We start from the raw sequence: 21,798 nt of genomic DNA on the forward strand, positions 1-21,798 counted from the left end.
GTTTTGATTTACGATTAACGATTGACAAATTTTTAATTAATCTTCGGTTGGAATAGATGAATTTGTTTTTGCCTCTTCTTGCCTAATTCTATTTAATTCTGATTTAGCTTCAGTTACAACATCATCAAACTCCTTAAAGTTTTCAATAACACTTTCTAAGATGTAAGTGGCCTGAAATGCATCGTTTAAGGCATAAAAGTTTTTAGCCATCAACACCAATCCTTTGGCACTATAATATTTATATCCTGAAAAATCCTTGGCCAATTTTTGAACCGATTTATTTGAGGCTTCAAATTGACCATCCTTATGTTTAAAATAGGCATTATAGTAAAGTGCCTCAGCAGCAGTTTCTCCCATTGCTACGGTTTCTACCTTGACATAAGCTGTCTTAGCTTTGGCTTCATCTCCAGTTTTTATAGCCGAACGGGCTATGATGATATAAGCGTCACTTTTAATTTTATTATCAATTTTGGAATTACCCAATACTTTTTCAGCATAGCTTACCGCCTCATTGTATTTTTCCAATTGATAATTGGCCTTCATTAAATTAGACTGCGCAAAAATGACATTCTGCGGAAAGTTAGCCTCTTGCTCCAAGCGTGACAATAGTGGCATGGCTTCGTTCCAGTTTTTGCTTTCCAAATGGTATTGGGACAAACGTGATAATGCTTCTTCAGTAAATTCGTTTTGTGAGGCCTCAACCACATATTTGTAATGTGGTGCCGCGTTGCCTTTCAAATCCTTTTTAAAATACAACTGCGCTAAATAGAAATGGGATTGTAAGGCATGTATTCCATTAGGGAACTCATTTAAATAACCATTAAATTGTTTAATAGCCTTATCGGTATTGTTATCCAAATACTGTTTTTCAGCCGCTTCGTAAGTCGCATTTTCTAAATCGGCATCAGTAACTTCAACATAATCCAAACCGCGTACCCAATTAGCATATTCATTTACCCGTCCCAAATCAATGTAAATCAATCGTGCCGTCGATACCGCCTGTTGTGCTTCTGGGGTATTAGGAAAATCGTTAGCTACTTTTTTAAATTTAGACAAAGCCTGTTCATTTTGGCTGCCATTATAATAAACCAACCCTTGACGTAACAAGGCTTTAGGCACAAAAGAGCTCATACGGTACTCACTATTTAAACGGTTATAAGCTGTCATAGCCCTATCCGTTTGCCCTTCTTTTACATAAGAATTACCAAGCTCATACATGGCGTCATCCCTTAATTTCGAATCGGAATACGCCTCTATAAACGTTTCCAGTTCTGTTATTTTTTTTGATGACTTTCCTAAATAGCCCACACTTAATGCCTTCTGAAAAAATGGATAATCGGAATCTATTTCATTAATTTCAATCGCTTTTTCATAAGCACTTATGGCTTTGTTATAATCGCTGGACACAAAATAACCATCTCCCAATCTCAAATAGGCATCATTAAGCCTTACTTTATCTTCTTTTGTGTTTTTAATGAACTTATTGAAATACTCTATTGCCTTGGCATAATTCTTTTGTTTAAAATAGGTGTAGGCTATATTATAATCTATATTCTCCATTTCTGGAAATGCAGATTGTCCTTGCTGTTCAAACTGTTTAAAACCTACCAATGCATCATTATAATTGGTTAAATTATAATCGGTTTCGGCTTTCCAAAATGTGGCCCTAGCCGTATAATTGGAATCCCTTTGTTCTTTTAACGAGGCATTAAACAAATTTAAAGCCTCCAAATATCGTCCCTCATTAAAAAGTTCAATACCTCTATAAAATGCCACCTTCTGATAAGCAACTTTATTTTCAAAACTCCGCTTACCTTCCAATAAGTTTAAGGCTTCCTTATAATTTTTTGAGGTAATGTAAGAGTCGATTAATAAGGTTTCTATTTCTTCTTTATAACTTGTATTGGGGTATTTATCCAAATACCCAGCCAAAACTTGTGGTGTTGGCTGATAAGGGTTACCTATTTCGTAACTAATCTTTGCGTAATTCAACCATGCATCTTCTTGGATTTTTAAATCGAAATCCATCTCAGAAGCATTCTTAAAGGCATTTAAAGCCTCGTGCTTTTTATCTAAATTGATATAACTCTCACCTAAATGATAATAGGCATTCTGAGCAATAAAATTATTTCCTCCAATAATTTTATTGAATTCTGAAATAGCACTTTTATAATCGCCTTGCTTGTAGTAAGCATAACCTAATTGGTAAAAATCGGTGTTGTTCCACTTGCCGCGCTTACCTTTATAGGCCTTTAGGTATGGAATAGCTTCTTCATACTGTTTTAAGTTGAAATGGCTCTCTCCAATAATTTTAGAAAGTTCGGAAACCTCTGCTTGATCACTAGTCTCCAAACGATCTTTTGCCAGTTCAATTGCTTTTTCAAATTTTCCAAGTTTAAAATTTAAATCAGCTTGGTAATACGACAGCTTCTCTTGATAACGTTCTTGGTCACTTACTTGGTCGAAATATTCATTGGCTTGATCGTAATCGTCACTTTCATAGGCCATGAAACCAATATAATACTTTGCTTGTGAACCATACTTTTGTGAATTTTCCACTCGGTTCAAATATTTTTTTGCCTCCTTGTAACGCTTCGTTGAAAATGCAGCATAGCCATTATTGAAATTAAATTTTTCACGTTCACCCCTGCTTAATGCATCTTCATTTACTTTATCGTACCACTTCTTGGCATAGGCATATTTAGAATTTTCAAAATAGTAATCTCCAACATCAATAAAGGCCGTATTCCGTTTGGTACTGGTTGGGTATTCTTCTACAAAATCCTCTACCAAACCATCGGCGTTTTGCTGGTTTAAGCGCACAGCACAGTTGGCGATATAATAGTCACAGTCTGATTGCAGAACTTCTTCATCAGCCGTTTTTTTAACATGTCTAAACATGGATTGTGCTGCTAAATATTGCTGATTTTTATATAAGGAAAGTGCTTTTTGATAGTCTACTAAATTACTAGTGTATGTTGCAGATTGCTGGCAAAACACATAAAAACTAAACGGCAAAACCAGCACTAGTACTGCTAATTTATTAATAGTCATTAACGTTGGGGTTTAAATTTAAAATCAAAGATAATTTAATCTAAACCTTATAACGCAACAATCGTGCTATAATTATAAACGGAGTTATTAAATGTGATTTTTAGACAATGGAGTTTATATTATAGAGTCTAGATAGCGCAATATTTGTTTGAAAACCTTTAACTTTGAGCTTTAAACTCTGAACTTAAAAATATGCCCAATCCTATTCTACAATTAAAAAACGCATCCATTTATCAAGGTGGGAGCCTTGTACTTTCAAATGTTAACGTAGAAGTAAACAAAGGTGATTTTGTGTACTTAATTGGTAAAACAGGCTCTGGAAAAAGTAGTTTTATGAAAACACTATATGGCGACCTCACCTTAGCTGAGGGTGAAGGTCATATTGTAGATTACAATTTAAAAACGCTCCAAGAAAAAGATATTCCATTTTTAAGACGCAAGTTAGGTGTGGTTTTTCAGGATTTTAAATTACTTACTGATAGGACAGTTAAGGATAATTTATTATTTGTTTTAAAAGCAACAGGGTGGAAGGACAAAACCAAAATGGACAACCGTGTTGAAGAAGTTTTAACAAAAGTAGACATGAAAACCAAGGGTTTTAAATTTCCACACGAACTTTCTGGTGGAGAGCAACAACGTATTGCAATTGCAAGAGCTTTGTTAAATAATCCTGAGCTTATTTTGGCTGATGAACCTACTGGGAACCTCGATCCACAAACTAGTGTAGAGGTTATGGAAGTGCTTCAGGATATTAATAAAAATGGCAACACCATTTTAATGGCCACACACGACTATGCTCTTTTGCTTAAATACCCAAGCAAAACCTTAAAGTGTGATAATAATGAAGTTTATGAAGTCGTACAAAGAAAGGCTTAATCATTCAATAACTTCCAAAGCTTGTCTTTTAGCTCTTGAATGCCCTGATGTGCTATCGATGAAATAAATACATAAGGAATAGGCAACTCATTATTCAATTCTGTTTTTAATTCGGCTTTAAGTTCACCATCTAGCATATCACATTTTGATATGGCTATTATACGCTCCTTGTCCAACATTTCTGGATTATAGCGCCTTAACTCATCCAACAATATATCGTATTGCTTTCTAATATCATCGGCATCAGCAGGAATTAAAAACAACAAAACCGAATTACGTTCAATGTGCCTTAAAAAATAATATCCCAAACCTTTACCTTCGGCAGCCCCTTCAATAATTCCTGGAATATCTGCCATCACAAAACTCTTAAAATCGCGATACTCTACAATACCCAAATTAGGCTTAAGGGTAGTAAACTCATAATCAGCTATCTTAGGTTTGGCTGAAGTCATTACTGAGAGTAAGGTAGATTTACCAGCATTGGGGAAACCTACCAAGCCTACATCAGCCAACACCTTTAATTCTAGCGTAATATATTTTTCCTCAAGAGGTAATCCAGGTTGCGCATAACGTGGTGTTTGGTTGGTAGCCGATTTAAAATGCCAGTTTCCCAATCCTCCCTTGCCACCTTTGGCTATTATTTTTTCATCACCATGTTCGGTAATCTCAAAAATAACGGTATTGGTTTCCGTATCTCTAACTACCGTACCTAATGGCACATCTACATACACATCTTCTCCATCGGCCCCTGTACTTCTACTGCTACCACCATGCTCTCCATGACCTGCCCGAACGTGTTTTTTAAACTTTAAATGAAAAAGTGTCCATAGGTTAGAATTACCTCGAATAATAACATGACCACCACGCCCACCATCTCCTCCATCGGGTCCTCCTTTGGCGATATATTTTTCGCGATGTAAATGCGCAGAGCCTTTACCCCCGTTACCGGAAGCGACATACATCTTTACATAATCAACAAAATTGCCTTCGGTCATGTTTGAGTTTAAAGTTTATAAAGTTTAAAGTTCAACGTTTAAACTCTATTGAAGTTTACAGTTTGTCAATAACAGCACTCAAACGCTGAGTAATATCTTCTATACTACCAACACCGTCAACACCAAAGTATTTGTTTTGTGCCGAATAGTAATCTTTCAGTACAGCTGTCTTATTGTAATATTCGGTGATTCTGTTTCTTATAATAGATTCATCCGCATCATCTGCCCTACCACTGGTTTCACCTCTTTTTAGTAAACGCTCAACTAAAATCTCATCGTCAACTTCTAAAGCAATCATCGCATTAATTTGAGAGTCTTTGCTATCCATTAATTTATCCAATGCTTGAGCTTGTGCATTAGTGCGTGGAAACCCATCAAAAATAAATCCATTGGCGTCGGCATTTTTTTCTACTTCTGCATTGAGCATATCAATAGTGACTTGATCTGGCACCAATTCCCCCTTATCCATATAAGACTTAGCCAACATCCCTAGTGCTGTTTCATTTTTAATGTTATATCTAAATACATCCCCGGTAGAGATATGCACTAAATTATATTTTTTCTTTAAAAATTCAGCTTGGGTTCCTTTTCCTGCCCCAGGAGGGCCAAAAAGCACTAGATTTGTCATATGTTGTGTTTCTTTTATTTGATATACTTCTGGTATATCCCTTCCTAGTCCATCATAGTCCAAACCAAAACCAACTATAAATTTGTTAGGAATCTCTATACCAATGTAATGGAGTTTAAAATCTTTTTTATATGCTTCGGGCTTGTAAAATAAAGTTGCTATTTTCAAAGTTTTCACCTTTTCATTTTTAAAAATACGGTGTACTTCAGACAAGGTATTTCCCGAATCAATAATATCTTCTAAAATTATTACAGTACGTCCAGTTAAATCCTGAGTCAATCCAATTAAACGTTGAATATCCTCCGTAGATTTCACCCCTTCATAGGATGCTAGCTTAATAAACGTAACTTCACAAGGTTTAGGATATTTTTTTACAAAATCACTTACCACCATAAACGAACCATTTAAAATCCCAACAAAAACAGGAATATCATCACCAATATCATTGGCTATATCCTTTGCCATTCTTGTTAGTGCATCATCAATTTCTTTGGCAGAGATAAACGGTTTAAAGTATTTATCGTGAAGTTTTATCAACGTAATTAATTTTAAAAAAGCAAAGATAGTAAATGATTTTTGTCTCGATAGTTATCGAGATGAGAATTTTGAAATACGTTATACAAGCTTTTTTGATATTAAAATGTATTTTTGCCTAACCTTAATTTAGTTTCGAGCAAAACTTATACAATGAACTATTTCTCTTCAAGTTTTAAACTTGGTATTTTGGGTGGTGGACAACTTGGTAAAATGTTACTTTACAATACTAGAAAATTTGATATCTACACATGTGTTTTAGAAGCCAATAATGAAGCTCCATGTAAAATTGCCTGTGATGAATTCCACTTAGGTGATTTGATGGATTATGAAACGGTTTTTAATTTTGGAAAACAGGTTGACATACTAACCATTGAAATTGAAAACGTTAATGTCGACGCCCTGGAAGCTCTAGAAAAAGAAGGCATAAAAGTATATCCAGCTTCTAAGACCTTGCGGACCATACAAAATAAAGCTAAGCAAAAATTGTTTTATGTAGACAATGAGTTACCAACAGCTCCCTTTTTGCGATTTGCTTACACTTCTGAAATAAAAGATGCTATAAACCATGGTAGTCTAACCTTACCCTTTGTATGGAAATCGGCCCAATTTGGTTACGATGGTCAAGGTGTGAAAATTGTAAAAACATTAAAGGATTTAGAAGGCTTACCCAATGTAGAATGCATTGCAGAAACCTTAATCCCATTTAAAAATGAATTAGCCGTCATTGTAGCTCGAAATGCCTCGGGTGAAATTAAAAGTTACCCCGTTGTGGAAATGGAATTTCACCCAGAAGCCAATCAAGTTGAGTATGTAATTTGCCCCGCTAGAATACCTGACAATATTGCCAAAAAAGCAAAAGATGTCGCTTTAAGAACTTCAAAAGCATTTAACCATGTTGGCTTGCTCGCTGTAGAAATGTTCCAAACCCAAAATGATGAAATCTTAATAAACGAAGTGGCTCCTAGACCACATAATTCTGGGCATCAAACTATTGAAGCAAGTTATACATCACAATTTGAACAACACATAAGAGCTATCTTGGACTTACCTTTAGGTAGAACCGATAGTAAAGTTGGCGGTGTTATGGTGAATTTAGTTGGTGCCGAAGGTTACACCGGTAATGTAGTTTACAAAAATCTTGAAAACATAATGCAAATGGATGGTGTAACACCTCACGTTTATGGTAAAAAACAAACCCGTCCTTTTAGAAAAATGGGTCATGTTACCATAGTTAATGAAGATTTAAATAAAGCCAGACGCATTGCTGAAGCAGTTAAAAAAACAATACAAGTTATAAGTGATTAAATCACAACAACCAAATTCCGAATTACAAAAATAGATGTTTTTGATTTTGGAATTTAAAATTTGGAATTTTATGAGTAAAGTAGGTGTAATCATGGGAAGTAAAAGTGACCTTCCCATTATGCAAGATGCCATAGACATCTTAAAAGGTTTTGATATTGAAGTTGAAGTCGACATTGTTTCGGCACACCGCACTCCGGAAAAATTATTTGATTATGGAAAAAACGCACATAGTAGAGGCTTTTCTGTAATTATTGCAGGAGCTGGTGGAGCGGCACATTTACCCGGCATGATAGCCTCGTTATCCCCACTACCAGTAGTTGGTGTTCCGGTTAAAAGCAGCAATTCTATAGACGGTTGGGACTCGGTACTTTCCATTCTACAAATGCCAGGAGGTGTTCCAGTAGCGACCGTAGCATTAAATGGTGCCAAAAATGCAGGAATTTTAGCGGCTCAAATTATTGGATCTCATGACAAATGTGTATTGGATAAAATTATAGCTTACAAAGAAGGCCTTAAAATTAAGGTAAACGAATCTACTAAAAGTTTAAAATAAAAAAACCTCAAATCTCTTTGAGGTTTCTAGCTATTAACAAAAATTCTAATGAGTTAGTCACTCTTTTAATTCCTGCGGCAAATATATAAAATTTTTATTATGCGCGCATAACATTATTTAAAATTAACATAATTATTTTTATGTCCAGCAATATTCTTAATCAGAAATTCAAAACTCCTTTTCAAACTGTACCTTTTTCGAAAATTAAAGACCAGCATTTCCTACCCGCCTTTAAAAAAGCCATTGCAATTACTAAATTGGAAATCGATGCTATAATAAATAATACTGAGGCACCTACCTTTAAAAATACCATTGAAGCTTTAGAATTTTCTGGTGAACAATTAGACAGAATTTCAAGTTTATTTTTTAATCTAAATTCGGCTGAAACCAACGACACCATTCAAAAAATTGCACAGGAAGTTTCACCTCTTTTATCTGAATTTAGTAATGACATTACTTTAAATGAATCTTTATTTAAAAGAATTAAAATAGTTTATGAGTCTAAAGACGAACTAAATCTAAGCACAGAGCAACAAACATTACTGGAGAAAAAATATAAAAGCTTTTCAAGAAATGGTGCAAACCTCACAGAGGATAAGAAATTAAAACTTAGGTCAATTGATAAAAAACTCAGTAAGTTAAAACTGAAATTTGGCGAAAATGTATTAGCAGAAACCAATAACTTTGAAATGCTAATCACTAACGAAAGTGATTTGTCCGGTTTACCCGAAGGCACAAAAGAAGCGGCCAAACAATTCGCTGAATCTAAAAACAAAGAAGGTTGGCTTTTCACACTGGATTACCCTAGTTACATTCCATTTGTTACATATGCCGATAACCGCGACCTACGTAAAAAAATAACACTTGCTGCTGGAAGTAAAGGCTTTCATAATGATGATCTAGACAACCAAAAAAACGTTTTGGAAATTACCAACTTGCGCCACCAACGTGCCAATTTATTGGGTTATAAAACCCATGCCCATTTTGTTTTAGAGGAGCGCATGGCAGAAACACCAGAGAATGTAGAAAGTTTCTTAAATGAATTATTGGAAAAAGCCAAACCAGCTGCGGAACGAGAGTTTGAAAATTTAGAACAGTTTGCTAAGACATTGGACAACATCGATCAGCTTAAAAAATGGGATGGTGCTTATTATTCGGAAAAATTAAAACAAAAACTGTTTGACTTAGATGATGAAAAGCTAAAACCCTACTTCAAGTTAGAAAATGTTATTAATGGTGCCTTTACTGTAGCCAATAAATTATTCGACCTACAATTTCAAGAAATTAATACGATTGACAAATACCATAAGGATGTTTTAACATATAAAGTTACAAATACCCAAGGTGATTTTATTGCTATTTTTTATGCCGATTTCTTCCCAAGACCTGGAAAGCGTAATGGTGCATGGATGACCTCTTACAAACCTCAATACACTAAGAATGGAGAAAATAGCAGACCCCATATTTCTATTGTCTGCAACTTTACAAAACCAACAAATTCAAAACCCTCTTTATTAACTTTTAATGAAGTAACAACATTGTTCCATGAGTTTGGACATGCCCTACATGGCATGCTGGCTAATACCACCTACCCTAGTCTGTCGGGCACTAATGTATATTGGGATTTTGTGGAACTGCCCAGTCAGATTATGGAAAATTGGTGCTACGAAAAAGAAGCTTTGGAATTGTTTGCGATGCATTACCAAACTGGCGAAGTTATTCCTATGGACTTGGTTGAAAAAATCAAGGAATCTGCTAACTTTCATGAGGGTATGCAAACCTTGCGTCAGTTAAGTTTTGGTTTATTGGATATGAGCTGGCATGCTGGCGAATCACCAGAGACTATTAAAAATGTAAAAGCACACGAATTAAAAGCCTTTAAAAACACAACTTTATATCCAGAAACAGAAAACACTTGTATGAGTACAGCCTTCTCCCATATTTTTCAAGGTGGTTATTCATCTGGATATTACAGTTATAAATGGGCTGAAGTATTGGATGCCGATGCATTTGAATATTTTAAAGAGGAAGGTATTTTCAACAAAACCGTAGCCAATAAATTTAAAGACAATATATTATCAAGAGGTGGCACCGAAAAACCCATGACTCTCTATAAACGTTTTAGAGGACAAGAACCTAAGCCAGAAGCCCTGTTAAAAAGGGCGGGTTTGATAAAATAAGTTGAATTCTTTTTACTCGGGCTTTCATAAAAAAATATATACAAATAAACTTTCAATATTTATTAAAGCCCATTGAGAACTAATAAAATCTAAGTTTACTGCATTAATAATAAACTATTTCAACTTTTATCTTCAAAATTTAAAAATCTAAAACATCTATGTAGATACTTTATAGATGGATCTAAAGTGTGTATAGAAAAAGGTATATTACAATAAACTACATGAATTGAGGTTTATTAATTATTCATTTTTTTGTCCTATTTTTGATACTCAAAAAAATGCTATAATGCCTGAACACCAAATAAATCCTAACAATTGGATCGATTTGTATTCCGATTACTTATACAACTATACCATATCAAGGGTTAGGGATCGGGAGATGGCACAGGATTTGGTTCAGGATACGTTTTTAGCCGGTTTAAAATCAATGGAAAACTTTAAAGGAGAGGCCAGTGAGCGCACATGGTTAGTTTCCATTTTAAAGCGAAAAATTATTGATAATTACCGCAAAATAAATTCCAACAAAGGGAAGGCCGAAATTAGAATTAACTACAACGATACTGAAAATGAAGGTGATTGGCTAGAAGAACGTGTTGCCGATCCTTTTGATAGGACTGCCGAAGATAGTATTCAAAATAGTGAGCTTGGGGATGCCATACACGACTGTTTAAGCAAACTACCCCAAAAGCAAGCAGATGTTTTTAAACTCAAAACCATTCAAGGCTTTGAAACCGAAATAATTTGTAATGAGTTAAACATAACACCGTCTAACCTTTGGGTTATCATCCATAGAGCACGAACCGCCATGGCAAATTGCTTAAAACAAAATTGGTTTTAAATTATGAGTAAGATTAAAATTGTTATTCCTTGCGACGAAGCCAACCATGTTTGTGATAAAACACAATACAAGAATGCTACCCTTTGGGAAAAAATAAAACTTAACATACACCTCTTATATTGTAGGGCCTGTAGGGATTACACAAAAAACAATACCAAACTCACCAAAGCCATTAAGAAATCGAAGGTTGAATGTTTAGACCAATCTACTAAGGTTAAGATGAAAAAAACCTTGGATAATGCTATAGAAGAACAATCCCGCTAACGAAACAGTAATATTAGAGCAAGCCAAAATATAGGCAGCCCTTCTACCCAAAATCCACTATAATATTTGCCTTGTTCAACTTTTGCAAATATTAAAAGTAAAAGTGTGACCAATGTAACTATAAATAACGCCAACACTCCATAAAACACAAATTCCTTCTTAAATAATTCCAATAAAAAAAATACAACCAATAAAAACACACCAACCTGTTTGGTTTGTCTAACACCTATTTTTTGTGGGATTGTGGAAAGCTTCAAACTATCGTATCGTAAATCCCTGATTTCGAAAGGCAACATTAAAACAATTATTAAGACATAACGCTGTATACCCGTTAAAATTAAATCAGAATCAAAGCTGTAATTTGTGCCGACAAATGGAAAGTAAACCGTTACCCCTGTCCAAACCAATGCTATTAAATATATTTTAAGTCCGCCAATACTCCTTAAATTATGCTTGTTATCCAAAAAAAAACGTTTTGGTAAAAATGGTATCGCATACAAAAATGTTAGCATAGCCAAAACCGAAATGAAAAGAATTTTTTCAAGAGGTAACCAAAACACATAATAACACATAAACAGAAAGCAAAGCAATGAAAAAACCTGAATATACCTTAACCAATTGGCCAAACTCCTATGATGAAATTTAGCTAAGCCATAATATTTGACAAAATTATATCCCGTAACAGATGAAAATAGCACAAACATTAGTATTGTGGAATCAACTGAAATGTCGTAATCTAGAATTGTAATATAGGTGAGGGAAACAACAGCCAATGCTACATGCAGACTGCTATTAATATAGAAATTAAAAAGCTGTTTTAATAACCCCATATTACAAAATTAACTAAAGTGTTGATAACGGCTTTAAATGGTTAAAAACTTTGTTAATCCATTAATAAATAACATTAATTATTACGTATTTTTGCAAACTATATAATAAATCATCTTAACGACTATAATTAATGAATACTAACGCTTTTGCTCTGCGTCACATTGGCCCCAATGAAAATGACCAAAACCTAATGTTGGAAGCTTTAGGTTTAAACTCCATAGATCAGCTTATTTATGAAACCATCCCAGATGATATTCGTCTAAAAAAGAAACTGAATTTGGAAGAACCCATGACGGAACATGAGTATTTATTACATATTCATGACCTTTCCAAGAAAAATAAAGCCAGAAAAACGTATATCGGCCTTGGATATCATCCAACAGTTATGCCTGCGGTTATTCAACGTAATATTTTGGAAAACCCAGGATGGTACACCGCATACACCCCTTATCAGGCCGAAATTGCACAAGGAAGGTTGGAGGCTCTTTTAAATTTTCAAACTATGGTTACCGACCTTACCGGTATGGAAATAGCCAATGCGTCATTACTTGATGAAAGTACGGCTGCTGCTGAAGCTATGGGATTGTTATTCGCCGTTCGTGACAGAGCACAGAAAAAAGCTGGTGTTAATCAATTTTTTGTTTCAGAAAACATCTTACCCCAAACACTTTCGGTATTACAAACTAGAGCCACACCTATTGGTATTGAATTGGTTGTAGGTAATGAAAAAGATTTTGATTTTTCCGAAACTTTTTTTGGAGCAATTCTACAGTATCCAGGGAGAGATGGCCAGATAACTAATATTGAAGCTTTTATTAAAAAAGCTAACGCTGCCAACATAAAAGTAGCTGTAGCTGCCGATATTTTAAGTTTGGTAAAACTTGAAGCCCCTGGTAAGTTTGGAGCTGATGTTGTAGTTGGAACGACCCAACGTTTTGGAATTCCCATGGGGTATGGTGGGCCTCACGCGGCATTTTTTGCAACAAAAGAAGCTTACAAACGTGATATTCCCGGACGTATTATAGGTGTTACTAAAGACCTCAATGGCAACAGGGCGCTGCGTATGGCTCTACAAACACGAGAGCAACACATAAAACGTGATAAAGCAACATCAAACATTTGTACAGCTCAAGTGCTTTTGGCTGTTATGGCTGGAATGTATGCAGTTTATCATGGCCCTAAAGGATTACAGTTTATAGCAAACAAAATTCATAATAAAGCATCTAAACTTGTAGAAGCATTAGCAAGTTTAGGTTACAATCAGGTTAATACATCGTTTTTTGACACGCTTCAAATAAAAACCAAAGCAAAAAAAGTAAAGAAAGTTGCTACAGAAAAAAGGGTCAATCTTTGTTATCCTGATAAAAATACGGTTACAGTTTCAGTAAATGAAACGACTTCAATTAGAGACATTAACTATCTAATCTCCATTTTTGCAGAAGCAGCAAATAAAGAAACTATAGTAATAGACTCAATAACCGAAGCGAATAATATAGATGCCTCGGTTAAACGAATAACACCTTTCTTAACCGAGCCTATTTTTAACAGTTACCATTCTGAAACTGAATTAATGCGTTATATCAAGCAGTTAGAACGCAAGGATTTATCACTTAACCATTCCATGATTTCTTTGGGATCCTGTACCATGAAACTAAATGCAGCCTCAGAAATGTTGCCGTTAAGTTGGTTTAAATGGGGAAACATTCACCCATTTGCACCACTAAAGCAAGCTAAGGGATACTTAGAGGTCTTAAAGTCTTTGGAAGACCAATTAACCGAAATTACTGGTTTTGCAGCCACTTCATTACAACCCAACTCTGGAGCCCAAGGGGAATTTGCAGGACTTATGGTTATTAAAGCTTATCATGAATCGAGAGGTGACCATCATAGAAACATATGTTTAATACCCTCATCTGCCCATGGTACCAATCCCGCGAGTGCTGTTATGGCTGGCATGAAAGTAGTAGTAACTAAATCTACAGACGAAGGCAATATAGATGTTAATGACCTTCGTGAAAAAGCCGAATTACATAAAGATAATTTAGCCGCCTTGATGGTCACCTACCCATCTACACATGGCGTATATGAATCGGCTATCAAAGAGATAACTAAAATTATTCATGATAATGGCGGACAAGTTTATATGGACGGTGCCAATATGAATGCACAGGTTGGCCTGACAAACCCGGGCAACATTGGAGCCGATGTATGTCATTTAAATTTACATAAAACATTTGCTATTCCCCATGGTGGTGGTGGTCCAGGTGTTGGTCCAATATGCGTAGCTAAACAGTTAGTTCCTTTTTTACCGGGCAATCCTGTTAAGAAAGTAGGTGGTGATAAAGCAATAACAGCAATTTCAGCAGCACCATATGGTTCGGCCTTAGCCTGTTTAATATCTTATGGCTACATTAAAATGTTAGGTGCAGAAGGCTTGACAGAAGCCACCAAGATCGCTATACTGAATGCCAATTACATGAAAAAGCGTTTAGAGGGTAGCTTTGACACTTTATACTCAGGTGAACGTGGTAGAGCTGCTCATGAGATGATTGTAGACTGTCGTCCATTTAAAGCCAAAGGTATAGAGGTGTCAGACATTGCTAAACGTTTAATGGATTATGGATTCCATGCCCCTACCGTATCTTTCCCTGTAGCAGGAACTTTAATGATTGAGCCAACAGAAAGTGAAAGCAAGGCTGAAATTGATCGTTTTTGTGAAGCGTTAATTTCCATTAAAAAAGAGATTGATGCAGTTTCCATTGAAGATAATAATAATGTTCTGAAAAATGCACCGCATACTTTGGAAATGGTAACCGACGACAAATGGTTGCTTCCTTATTCCCGTGAAAAAGCAGCTTTCCCATTGGACTATGTAAAAGACAATAAGTTTTGGCCTAGCGTAAGACGTGTAGATGATGCTTACGGAGATAGGAATTTAATATGTACTTGTGCACCTATTGAGGACTTTGTAGAGGCATAATTTAGTAACTGAACATCGTAAAGTCATTCCATGAAAATTCGTCATATCAATTAAAGAAATTATATTAGCTCTTTAAGTTTAAACTATGAACATAAAAATAACTGGAACTGGAAGCTATATACCCGATGATATTGAAAAAAATGAGAGTTTCCATGATCATGAATTTTTAAATTCAGATGGTTCTTCCATAAACGATCCCAACGAAATTATTGTCGAAAAGTTTAAATCGATAACAGGGATTATTGAACGCCGTTATGCTAAACCGCATTTAAATGCCTCCGATCTTGCTTTTTTTGCCTCTGAAAAAGCCATTGAAGATGCCAAAATAGATCCGGAAACTATCGATTATATTATCGTGGCACACAATTTTGGTGATGTAAAGCACAACACCATTCAAAGTGATATGTTACCTTCATTAGCTTCGAGAGTAAAGCATAGCTTGCGGATTAAAAACCCAAAATGCATTGCTTATGATATTCTCTTTGGCTGTCCCGGTTGGATTGAAGGCGTTATCCAAGCAAAAGCCTTTATACAATCTGGTTTGGCTAAACGTTGTTTGGTAATTGGCTCAGAAACCTTATCCAGGGTAGTCGACAAACACGATAGGGATTCTATGATTTTTTCAGATGGTGCAGGTGCAACTATTATTGAAGCTACAGATGAAGAAGGCGGTATTTTAGCACATGAATCTGGAAGCTTCACATATGATGAAGCCTACTATCTCTTCTTTGGAAACTCTAATAAGCAAGAGCTATGTAGAGATACTCGCTATATTAAAATGGACGGAAGAAAAATCTATGAATTCGCCCTAAATAATGTTCCAAAAGCAATGAAAACCTGTTTGGATAATAGTGGTGTAGATATAAAGGAGGTTAAAAAAATATTAATTCATCAAGCCAATGAAAAAATGGATGAAGCTATTTTAAAACGCTTCTATAGACTTTACAGAACAGAAATTCCAGAATATGTCATGCCGATGAGTATTCAAAAATTGGGTAATAGTTCGGTGGCAACAGTACCTACACTTTTCGATTTGGTAAAAAACAATAAATTGGACAACCATCATTTAAGCAAAGGTGATGTCATTATATTTGCCAGCGTTGGTGCAGGCATGCATATTAATGCCATAGTTTATAAGTGCTAATATGTACGCAAAAACCTATCCAAATAAACGTTTTAAACTTACCCTTGAATTTTTAGAAAAGCATATTTCTAAATCAAAAAGAATACTCGATTTAGGTATTAAAAACCCATTTTCTGAAATAATGGGCTCTAGGGGTTACCAAGTTGAAAATACTAAAGGAGAGGATTTGGATTTAGACACTTCAACTATTGAGGATTCAGATGCTGAGGTTGTTACTGCCTTTGAGATTTTTGAGCATCTCATCTCTCCTTTTACCGTTTTACAAAGTATTAAAGCCAATAAACTTATAGCTAGTGTACCACTTAGATTATGGTTTTCTAAAGCCTATAAAAGCGAAACAGATTTGTGGGACAGACATTACCACGAGTTTGAAGATTGGCAATTCGATTGGTTATTGGAAAAAGCAGGATGGAAGATTATTGAACGAAGGAAATGGACACATCCCACAAAACAAATTGGCATACGCCCTATTTTAAGATGGTTTACACCAAGATACTATATTGTTTATGCTGAAAGAGTTTAAATTTAAACTTTAACTTTTATACTTTTGAATTTCTATATAGTAATTCCCGCCCATAATGAAGCTCGTGTTATTGGGCTTACCTTAGATTCGTTGCTAAACCAAACATTATTGCCTAAAAAGCTGGTTGTAGTTAATGACAATTCTACCGACAGTACAAAAGATATAGTTAAAGATTATACTGAAAAACATGCTTGGATAACATTAGTAAACTCAAAGTCTTCTAACGAACATTTACCAGGCTCAAAAATTATTAATGCATTTTATAAAGGTTATAATACCATAGATGAAGATTACGATGTGATATGTAAGTTTGATGCCGATTTAATTTTTCCACCTAACTATTTAGAATGCTTGGCCGTTCATTTTAACTCAAGTCCCAATTTAGGATTAATTTCAGGATTTTGCTACGTTGAAAAAAATGGTCAATGGGTCTTGGAAAACTTAACTAGAAAAGATCATATTCGTGGTGCCCTAAAAGCCTATCGAAAAGATTGCTTTATACAAATAGGTAAATTAAAACCATCTATGGGCTGGGACACAGTTGATGAACTTTTGGCCAAATTCTATGGTTGGAAAATTATAACTGATGAGTCTTTACACGTAAAACACCTAAAACCTACAGGAGCTAGCTACAACAAAAATTCAAAATATTTACAAGGCGAAGCCATGTATAAAATGCGCTATGGTTTTTTAATTACGTTAATTTCGGCTTTAAAACTGGCTTTCAAGAAAAAAAAGCTTCAATTGTTTAAGGATTATATGGGCGGTTACTTTAAAGCAAAAAAGGAAGGATTGGAATTTTTGGTCACCGAAGAACAAGGACAATTTATAAGACATCTTAGATGGCGTGGACTGCTTCAAAGAAAAATGCTCTAACTTTATTTATGTTAGAACCTTTAGGATTGTTAGCTATTTTATTAACAATTGTTTAGAAACACTACCACTAGTCTCTACACTAGTTCTTCTACAAAGTAGAATCCACTTTTAAAATCGCTTACATTTAAGTCCTTAAGTTTAGATTGTCTGCTAAATGACACATCTTCATTGTAAAGTTTAAAGTCTTTCAATTATTCAAGAACAAAGTCTAAAGGCTGACCTGTAGTACCGTTGGGAAAACTTATACCCAAAAGTGAGGAAATGGTCGGTGCAATATCGGTTATCTCTGTTTTTTTAATGGTTTCGCCATGGGCAATTCCTTTTCCAAAAAACAAAAGCGGCACATGTGTATCATAACTAAATCCACTACCATGTGTAGATCCTGTTTTAGGATAAGAAATATATCCTGGATCCGTCACCACTAAAACATCGCCAGAACGCTTTTGGTTATATCCTTTTTGAAGTAAGGCTTCAATACCTGTTACAAACTCTGTAGTACTAAGTGTGGTTGCAGAATATACTTTATCTACATGGTCGTAAGCAATCAATTCATTAACAATTGCTTCCTGTATATCCTCTAATTTTAAACCCATAGCTTTAACCTTATCCCTGTTTAAAAAGATTTGGTTATTACTTACATTTTCTACTAAATCTGGAGCTTTAAAAGTTTGCTCCATAAATGCATTGAATTTAATTCTGGTTTTAGCATTATCTAAATAGCCTGCCGGAATTTTAACGGACTGTAAATATGCCGGAACATTAACGGCTGCGTGATCGGCTGTTAGAAAAACAGTATAGTTATTTTTTCCTACTTGTTCGTCCAATACCACAAAGAAACGTTCTAAATCTTTATCCAATCGGATATAAGTATCTTCTATTTCTTTAGAATTCACACCAAAATTATGTCCCACATAATCGGGACTGGAAAAGCTTACTGCCAACACATCGGTTATAGTGTCTTTACCCAAACCCTCTCCTTTCAAAGCTGCAATAGTAAAGTCGGTTGTTAAACTATTGCCATAAGCTGTTGCCTTTAACAAATCGTATCCTCCATTCGAATCTTTTAAAACATCTAACTGATATGGAAACGTAGCTGTTTCTTTCCCTCTAAATCCACCTTCAAAATCGTTTAAATCATTACCACTTTCTGTATAAGTTTCTATATCATACAATGTATTCCACTCCCTTAAATATTTGGATACTGAATGTTCGGCATTAAAATCCTTTACCCATTGAGGCAAGTCGTCCATATAATAGGTACTGGAAATCCAGTTCCCTTCATCCTTTCCCTGAAACCAATATGCTGCATTAGCTGAATGGCCAGCTGGTAAAATAGCTCCTCTATCCTTTATTGAAATTCCTATCGTTTTTCCTCTCATTTGTGTGAACAATCGATTTTCATCGGCTAATGTGGTTGTTTTTAATCTATGTGGAGACATTTGACCTGATCGATCATTAGTGCCTACCGATCGCACCGATGTATCTCCTGCACAATACACATCTTGCTTTATATCCTTATCATACCAACCATTGCTAATTATACCGTGATATTTTGGTGTTGTTCCCGTATAAACTGAAGCATGTCCTGGACCTGTATAGGTAGGTATATAATTAAAATGATTGTTCTTACAATTAAAACCTTCATCGATCATACGCTTAAACCCTCCATCTCCATACTTATTATAAAAACGTGTCAAATAATCATACCGCATTTGGTCAATCACTATGCCAACCACCAATTTGGGATTCCTCAGTACTTCCTTATTTTCTTCTTTTACTTTGCAGGATATTACTAAGCTTAATCCCAAAAGTACTAGGGTAATGTATTTCATCTTTACCTTTATTTTTGCAATTTCTCAAAAATAGGAAATCATAAATTAAAATTTAGGTCAAACACCACTAAGTTTTTTTTACTTTAGCATTAATAATTTATTATATGGCATATTTTCATCATATAGGGACTTACTTTTTAATGATTGCCGAAATGTTTCGCAAACCCACCAAATGGTCCGTGATGCGATCCTTAATCTTTAAAGATGTTAATGATTTGGTTATTAGTTCATTAGGAATTATTGCTTTCATTTCATTTTTTGTTGGTGGTGTAATAACCATTCAAACAGCCTTAAACATAAGTAACCCATTAATTCCAAAATATTTGGTTGGGTTTGCTACCAGACAATCGGTAGTTTTAGAATTTGCCCCTACGTTTACATCGATTATTATGGCAGGTAAAGTAGGCTCTTTTATTACGTCTAGTATAGGAACCATGCGAGTTACCGAACAGATTGATGCCTTAGAGGTAATGGGCATTAACTCCATAAACTATTTGGTTTTCCCTAAAGTGATTGCATTATTGTTCTATCCTTTTGCTATTGCCGTCGGTATGTTCTTAGGAATTTTGGGTGGTATGGCTGCTTGTGTTTATGGAGGCTATGCAACGGTGCCGGATTATATCTTGGGAATTCAAACCGACTTTGACACCTTTCATGTTACCTATTCGTTTATAAAGACTTTTATTTTTGCATTTGTGTTGGCTACCATACCATCCTATCACGGTTACTATATGAAAGGTGGTGCACTTGAAGTTGGTAAAGCCAGTACCACATCCTTTGTTTGGACCAGTGTGGTCATTATTTTATTAAACTATATTTCAACAGATATTATGTTAGGCTGATGATAGAAGTAAAAGAATTACATAAATCATTTGGAAACTCCCATATTTTAAAGGGTATTAGCACAACTTTTGAAAAAGGTCACACCAATTTGATTATAGGCCAGAGTGGATCTGGAAAAACAGTGTTTTTAAAATGTTTATTAGGTTTGTTTGACTATGAAGATGGATCAATAGCATACGATGGTAAGATTTTTTCCCAATTGAGTGAAGACCAAAAACGGGATTTAAGATCGCAAATTGGCATGGTATTTCAAGGCAGTGCCTTGTTTGACTCTATGACTATTGCCGAAAATGTGATGTTTCCGCTACAAATGTTTACTAAAATGAGTAAAAGTGAAATGGAAGATCGTGCCGATTTTGTATTAAAAAGGGTGAACTTGGCCGATGCCCATAATAAAATGCCCAGTGAGGCTTCGGGCGGTATGCAAAAACGAGTAGCCATTGCTAGGGCTATTGTAAACAAACCTCAGTACTTATTTTGCGACGAACCTAATTCGGGTTTGGACCCAAAAACGGCCATAGTAATTGATAACCTGATTCAGGAAATTACGGATGAATACCAAATCACTACGGTAATCAACTCGCACGACATGAACTCTGTTATGGAAATTGGCGAAAAAATTGTGTTCCTTAAAAATGGCTTTAAGGAATGGGAAGGCTCTAAGGACACTATTTTTAAAACAGACAATGTTGCTGTTACCGATTTTGTTTATTCTTCTAATCTCTTTAAAAAAGTACGTAGAATGTATTTAGAGGAGAACCAATAATATTTTACTAAATTATATCATAATCCAAATAGTCCTCCTGCTCCTATGGTTATGCTTTGAATATTTCCATTAAACATTCCATACTTCTTTTCAAAATTAGACATATAATAAGAGTAATTCAATTTAATTGCTGCAAATTCGTTGGCTTTAAATCTTTGTTTTCTAATCTTGAAATCTATGGTAATCCCAAATAGTGTTGCTCCTTTTTCGAATGTTATCTTTTCTTTCTCATAATCAAATATAACTTTTTCATCTTCTATATAATACGGGAAATTTGGATCTAGTGATTTAGACATTATACTTATCGATGAAATTCCTGCAATTGGCATAATTTTAAAATCACGACTCTCAAAAATATTAATACCTAAAAACAATTCTCCTCTATAAAAGTAAGCTCTGGTTTTATGGTTCCAAGTAGTCGTATCCAATGAAATATCTTGTTTTGTTTTACTAACACCATAGTCAATCCTAACACCTAAAGCAATAACTCTCTTATATTCAAAAGTCCAAGATAGACCAAAGTCTATGAAATTTTTAAAGTTATCACCTAAATCATCTGCGAGTACAACGTATCCTAAATACAACCCTGGGCCATGACGCCACTTAAAAAGTGTCTCATCGTTAGATACACTATTAAAAGAATCTTGTTTAATAAAATTTAATCCTAAGCTATAATCATTAACCCCTTGACTATAAGAAATGATTGAATTAAGGGCTAAAGCATAAATGAAAAAATTCTTTCCCATATACTCAATATATAAACCCTTGTAATT

General features: G+C 34.9%; 18 protein-coding genes. 12 read left to right on the plus strand and 6 right to left on the minus strand.

All coding sequences use genetic code 11. The features are described 5' to 3' along the window. Window positions 1-36: 36 nt before the first annotated feature. The gene (locus MR053_RS12735; protein ID WP_242132799.1) at window positions 37-3,054 is read right to left on the minus strand and encodes a tetratricopeptide repeat protein; all 3,018 of its coding nucleotides are present in this window, start codon (window positions 3,052-3,054) and stop codon (window positions 37-39) included. A gap of 192 nt (window positions 3,055-3,246) precedes the next feature. On the opposite strand from MR053_RS12735, the gene MR053_RS12740 reads away from it, so the two are divergent. Next, window positions 3,247-3,930, plus strand: coding sequence for a cell division ATP-binding protein FtsE (locus MR053_RS12740; RefSeq protein WP_242132800.1), 684 nt, complete (start codon window positions 3,247-3,249; stop codon window positions 3,928-3,930). Here the strand turns inward: MR053_RS12740 and obgE are convergent. Both obgE and MR053_RS12750 read right to left on the minus strand, forming a co-directional pair. After that, a complete protein-coding gene (gene obgE, locus MR053_RS12745) occupies window positions 3,927-4,925 on the minus strand; it encodes a GTPase ObgE (RefSeq protein WP_242132801.1) in 999 nt (332 codons plus the stop codon). The genes MR053_RS12740 and obgE overlap by 4 nt on opposite strands. A gap of 55 nt (window positions 4,926-4,980) precedes the next feature. Then, the gene (locus MR053_RS12750) at window positions 4,981-6,090 is read right to left on the minus strand and encodes an adenylate kinase (protein ID WP_242132802.1); all 1,110 of its coding nucleotides are present in this window, start codon (window positions 6,088-6,090) and stop codon (window positions 4,981-4,983) included. 150 nt (window positions 6,091-6,240) lie between these two features. Between MR053_RS12750 and MR053_RS12755 the strand changes: the two genes are divergently transcribed. The 5 genes from MR053_RS12755 (at window position 6,241) to MR053_RS12775 (ending at window position 11,230) form a co-directional block, all read left to right on the plus strand. Beyond that, window positions 6,241-7,395 (plus strand): 5-(carboxyamino)imidazole ribonucleotide synthase, encoded by a 1,155-nt coding sequence (locus tag MR053_RS12755; protein ID WP_242132803.1) that lies wholly within the window; start codon window positions 6,241-6,243, stop codon window positions 7,393-7,395. A 70-nt stretch (window positions 7,396-7,465) separates the two neighbouring features. Beyond that, window positions 7,466-7,948, plus strand: coding sequence for a 5-(carboxyamino)imidazole ribonucleotide mutase (gene purE / locus MR053_RS12760; protein WP_242132804.1), 483 nt, complete (start codon window positions 7,466-7,468; stop codon window positions 7,946-7,948). Window positions 7,949-8,088: 140 nt separating this feature from the next. After that, window positions 8,089-10,128 (plus strand): M3 family metallopeptidase, encoded by a 2,040-nt coding sequence (locus MR053_RS12765; RefSeq protein WP_242132805.1) that lies wholly within the window; start codon window positions 8,089-8,091, stop codon window positions 10,126-10,128. Window positions 10,129-10,414: 286 nt separating this feature from the next. After that, entirely contained in the window at window positions 10,415-10,966 is a 552-nt protein-coding gene (locus tag MR053_RS12770; RefSeq protein WP_242132806.1) for a sigma-70 family RNA polymerase sigma factor, read from the plus strand. Window positions 10,967-10,969: 3 nt separating this feature from the next. Next, on the plus strand, window positions 10,970-11,230 hold the full coding sequence (locus tag MR053_RS12775; RefSeq protein WP_242132807.1) for a hypothetical protein: 261 nt from the start codon (window positions 10,970-10,972) through the stop codon (window positions 11,228-11,230). On the opposite strand, the gene MR053_RS12780 is transcribed toward MR053_RS12775, so the two are convergent. Continuing rightward, a complete protein-coding gene (locus MR053_RS12780) occupies window positions 11,227-12,060 on the minus strand; it encodes a hypothetical protein (RefSeq protein ID WP_242132808.1) in 834 nt (277 codons plus the stop codon). The two genes, MR053_RS12775 and MR053_RS12780, sit on opposite strands and share 4 nt — an antisense overlap. A 131-nt stretch (window positions 12,061-12,191) precedes the next feature. Between MR053_RS12780 and gcvP the strand changes: the two genes are divergently transcribed. The 4 genes from gcvP to MR053_RS12800 all read left to right on the plus strand — a co-directional run bounded on the left by gcvP (window position 12,192) and on the right by MR053_RS12800 (window position 17,584). After that, complete coding sequence (gene gcvP / locus MR053_RS12785) at window positions 12,192-15,041, plus strand: aminomethyl-transferring glycine dehydrogenase (RefSeq protein ID WP_242132809.1); 2,850 nt, start codon at window positions 12,192-12,194, stop codon at window positions 15,039-15,041. Window positions 15,042-15,126: 85 nt separating this feature from the next. After that, window positions 15,127-16,185, plus strand: a complete 1,059-nt coding sequence (locus MR053_RS12790; RefSeq protein ID WP_242132810.1) for a 3-oxoacyl-ACP synthase III family protein — start codon at window positions 15,127-15,129, stop codon at window positions 16,183-16,185. A 1-nt stretch (window position 16,186) separates the two neighbouring features. After that, on the plus strand, window positions 16,187-16,708 hold the full coding sequence (locus MR053_RS12795; protein ID WP_242132811.1) for a class I SAM-dependent methyltransferase: 522 nt from the start codon (window positions 16,187-16,189) through the stop codon (window positions 16,706-16,708). Window positions 16,709-16,732: 24 nt separating this feature from the next. Continuing rightward, window positions 16,733-17,584, plus strand: a complete 852-nt coding sequence (locus tag MR053_RS12800) for a glycosyltransferase (protein WP_242132812.1) — start codon at window positions 16,733-16,735, stop codon at window positions 17,582-17,584. A gap of 191 nt (window positions 17,585-17,775) precedes the next feature. On the opposite strand, the gene pafA is transcribed toward MR053_RS12800, so the two are convergent. Beyond that, entirely contained in the window at window positions 17,776-19,416 is a 1,641-nt protein-coding gene (pafA, locus tag MR053_RS12805) for an alkaline phosphatase PafA (RefSeq protein ID WP_242132813.1), read from the minus strand. Window positions 19,417-19,520: 104 nt separating this feature from the next. On the opposite strand from pafA, the gene MR053_RS12810 reads away from it, so the two are divergent. Together MR053_RS12810 and MR053_RS12815 are read left to right on the plus strand one after the other, a co-directional pair. Next, on the plus strand, window positions 19,521-20,258 hold the full coding sequence (locus tag MR053_RS12810) for an MlaE family ABC transporter permease (RefSeq protein ID WP_223550922.1): 738 nt from the start codon (window positions 19,521-19,523) through the stop codon (window positions 20,256-20,258). Beyond that, window positions 20,258-21,025 carry an ABC transporter ATP-binding protein gene (locus MR053_RS12815; RefSeq protein ID WP_223550920.1) on the plus strand — a complete coding sequence of 256 codons (768 nt, stop codon included), beginning with the start codon at window positions 20,258-20,260 and terminating at the stop codon, window positions 21,023-21,025. Before MR053_RS12810 ends, MR053_RS12815 begins: the two co-directional genes overlap by 1 nt. A gap of 17 nt (window positions 21,026-21,042) precedes the next feature. On the opposite strand, the gene MR053_RS12820 is transcribed toward MR053_RS12815, so the two are convergent. Then, the gene (locus MR053_RS12820) at window positions 21,043-21,771 is read right to left on the minus strand and encodes a hypothetical protein (RefSeq protein ID WP_242132814.1); all 729 of its coding nucleotides are present in this window, start codon (window positions 21,769-21,771) and stop codon (window positions 21,043-21,045) included. Window positions 21,772-21,798 lie beyond the last annotated feature (27 nt).

This window comes from Aestuariivivens marinum (assembly GCF_022662175.1).
Lineage (GTDB): Bacteria > Bacteroidota > Bacteroidia > Flavobacteriales > Flavobacteriaceae > Aestuariivivens > Aestuariivivens marinum.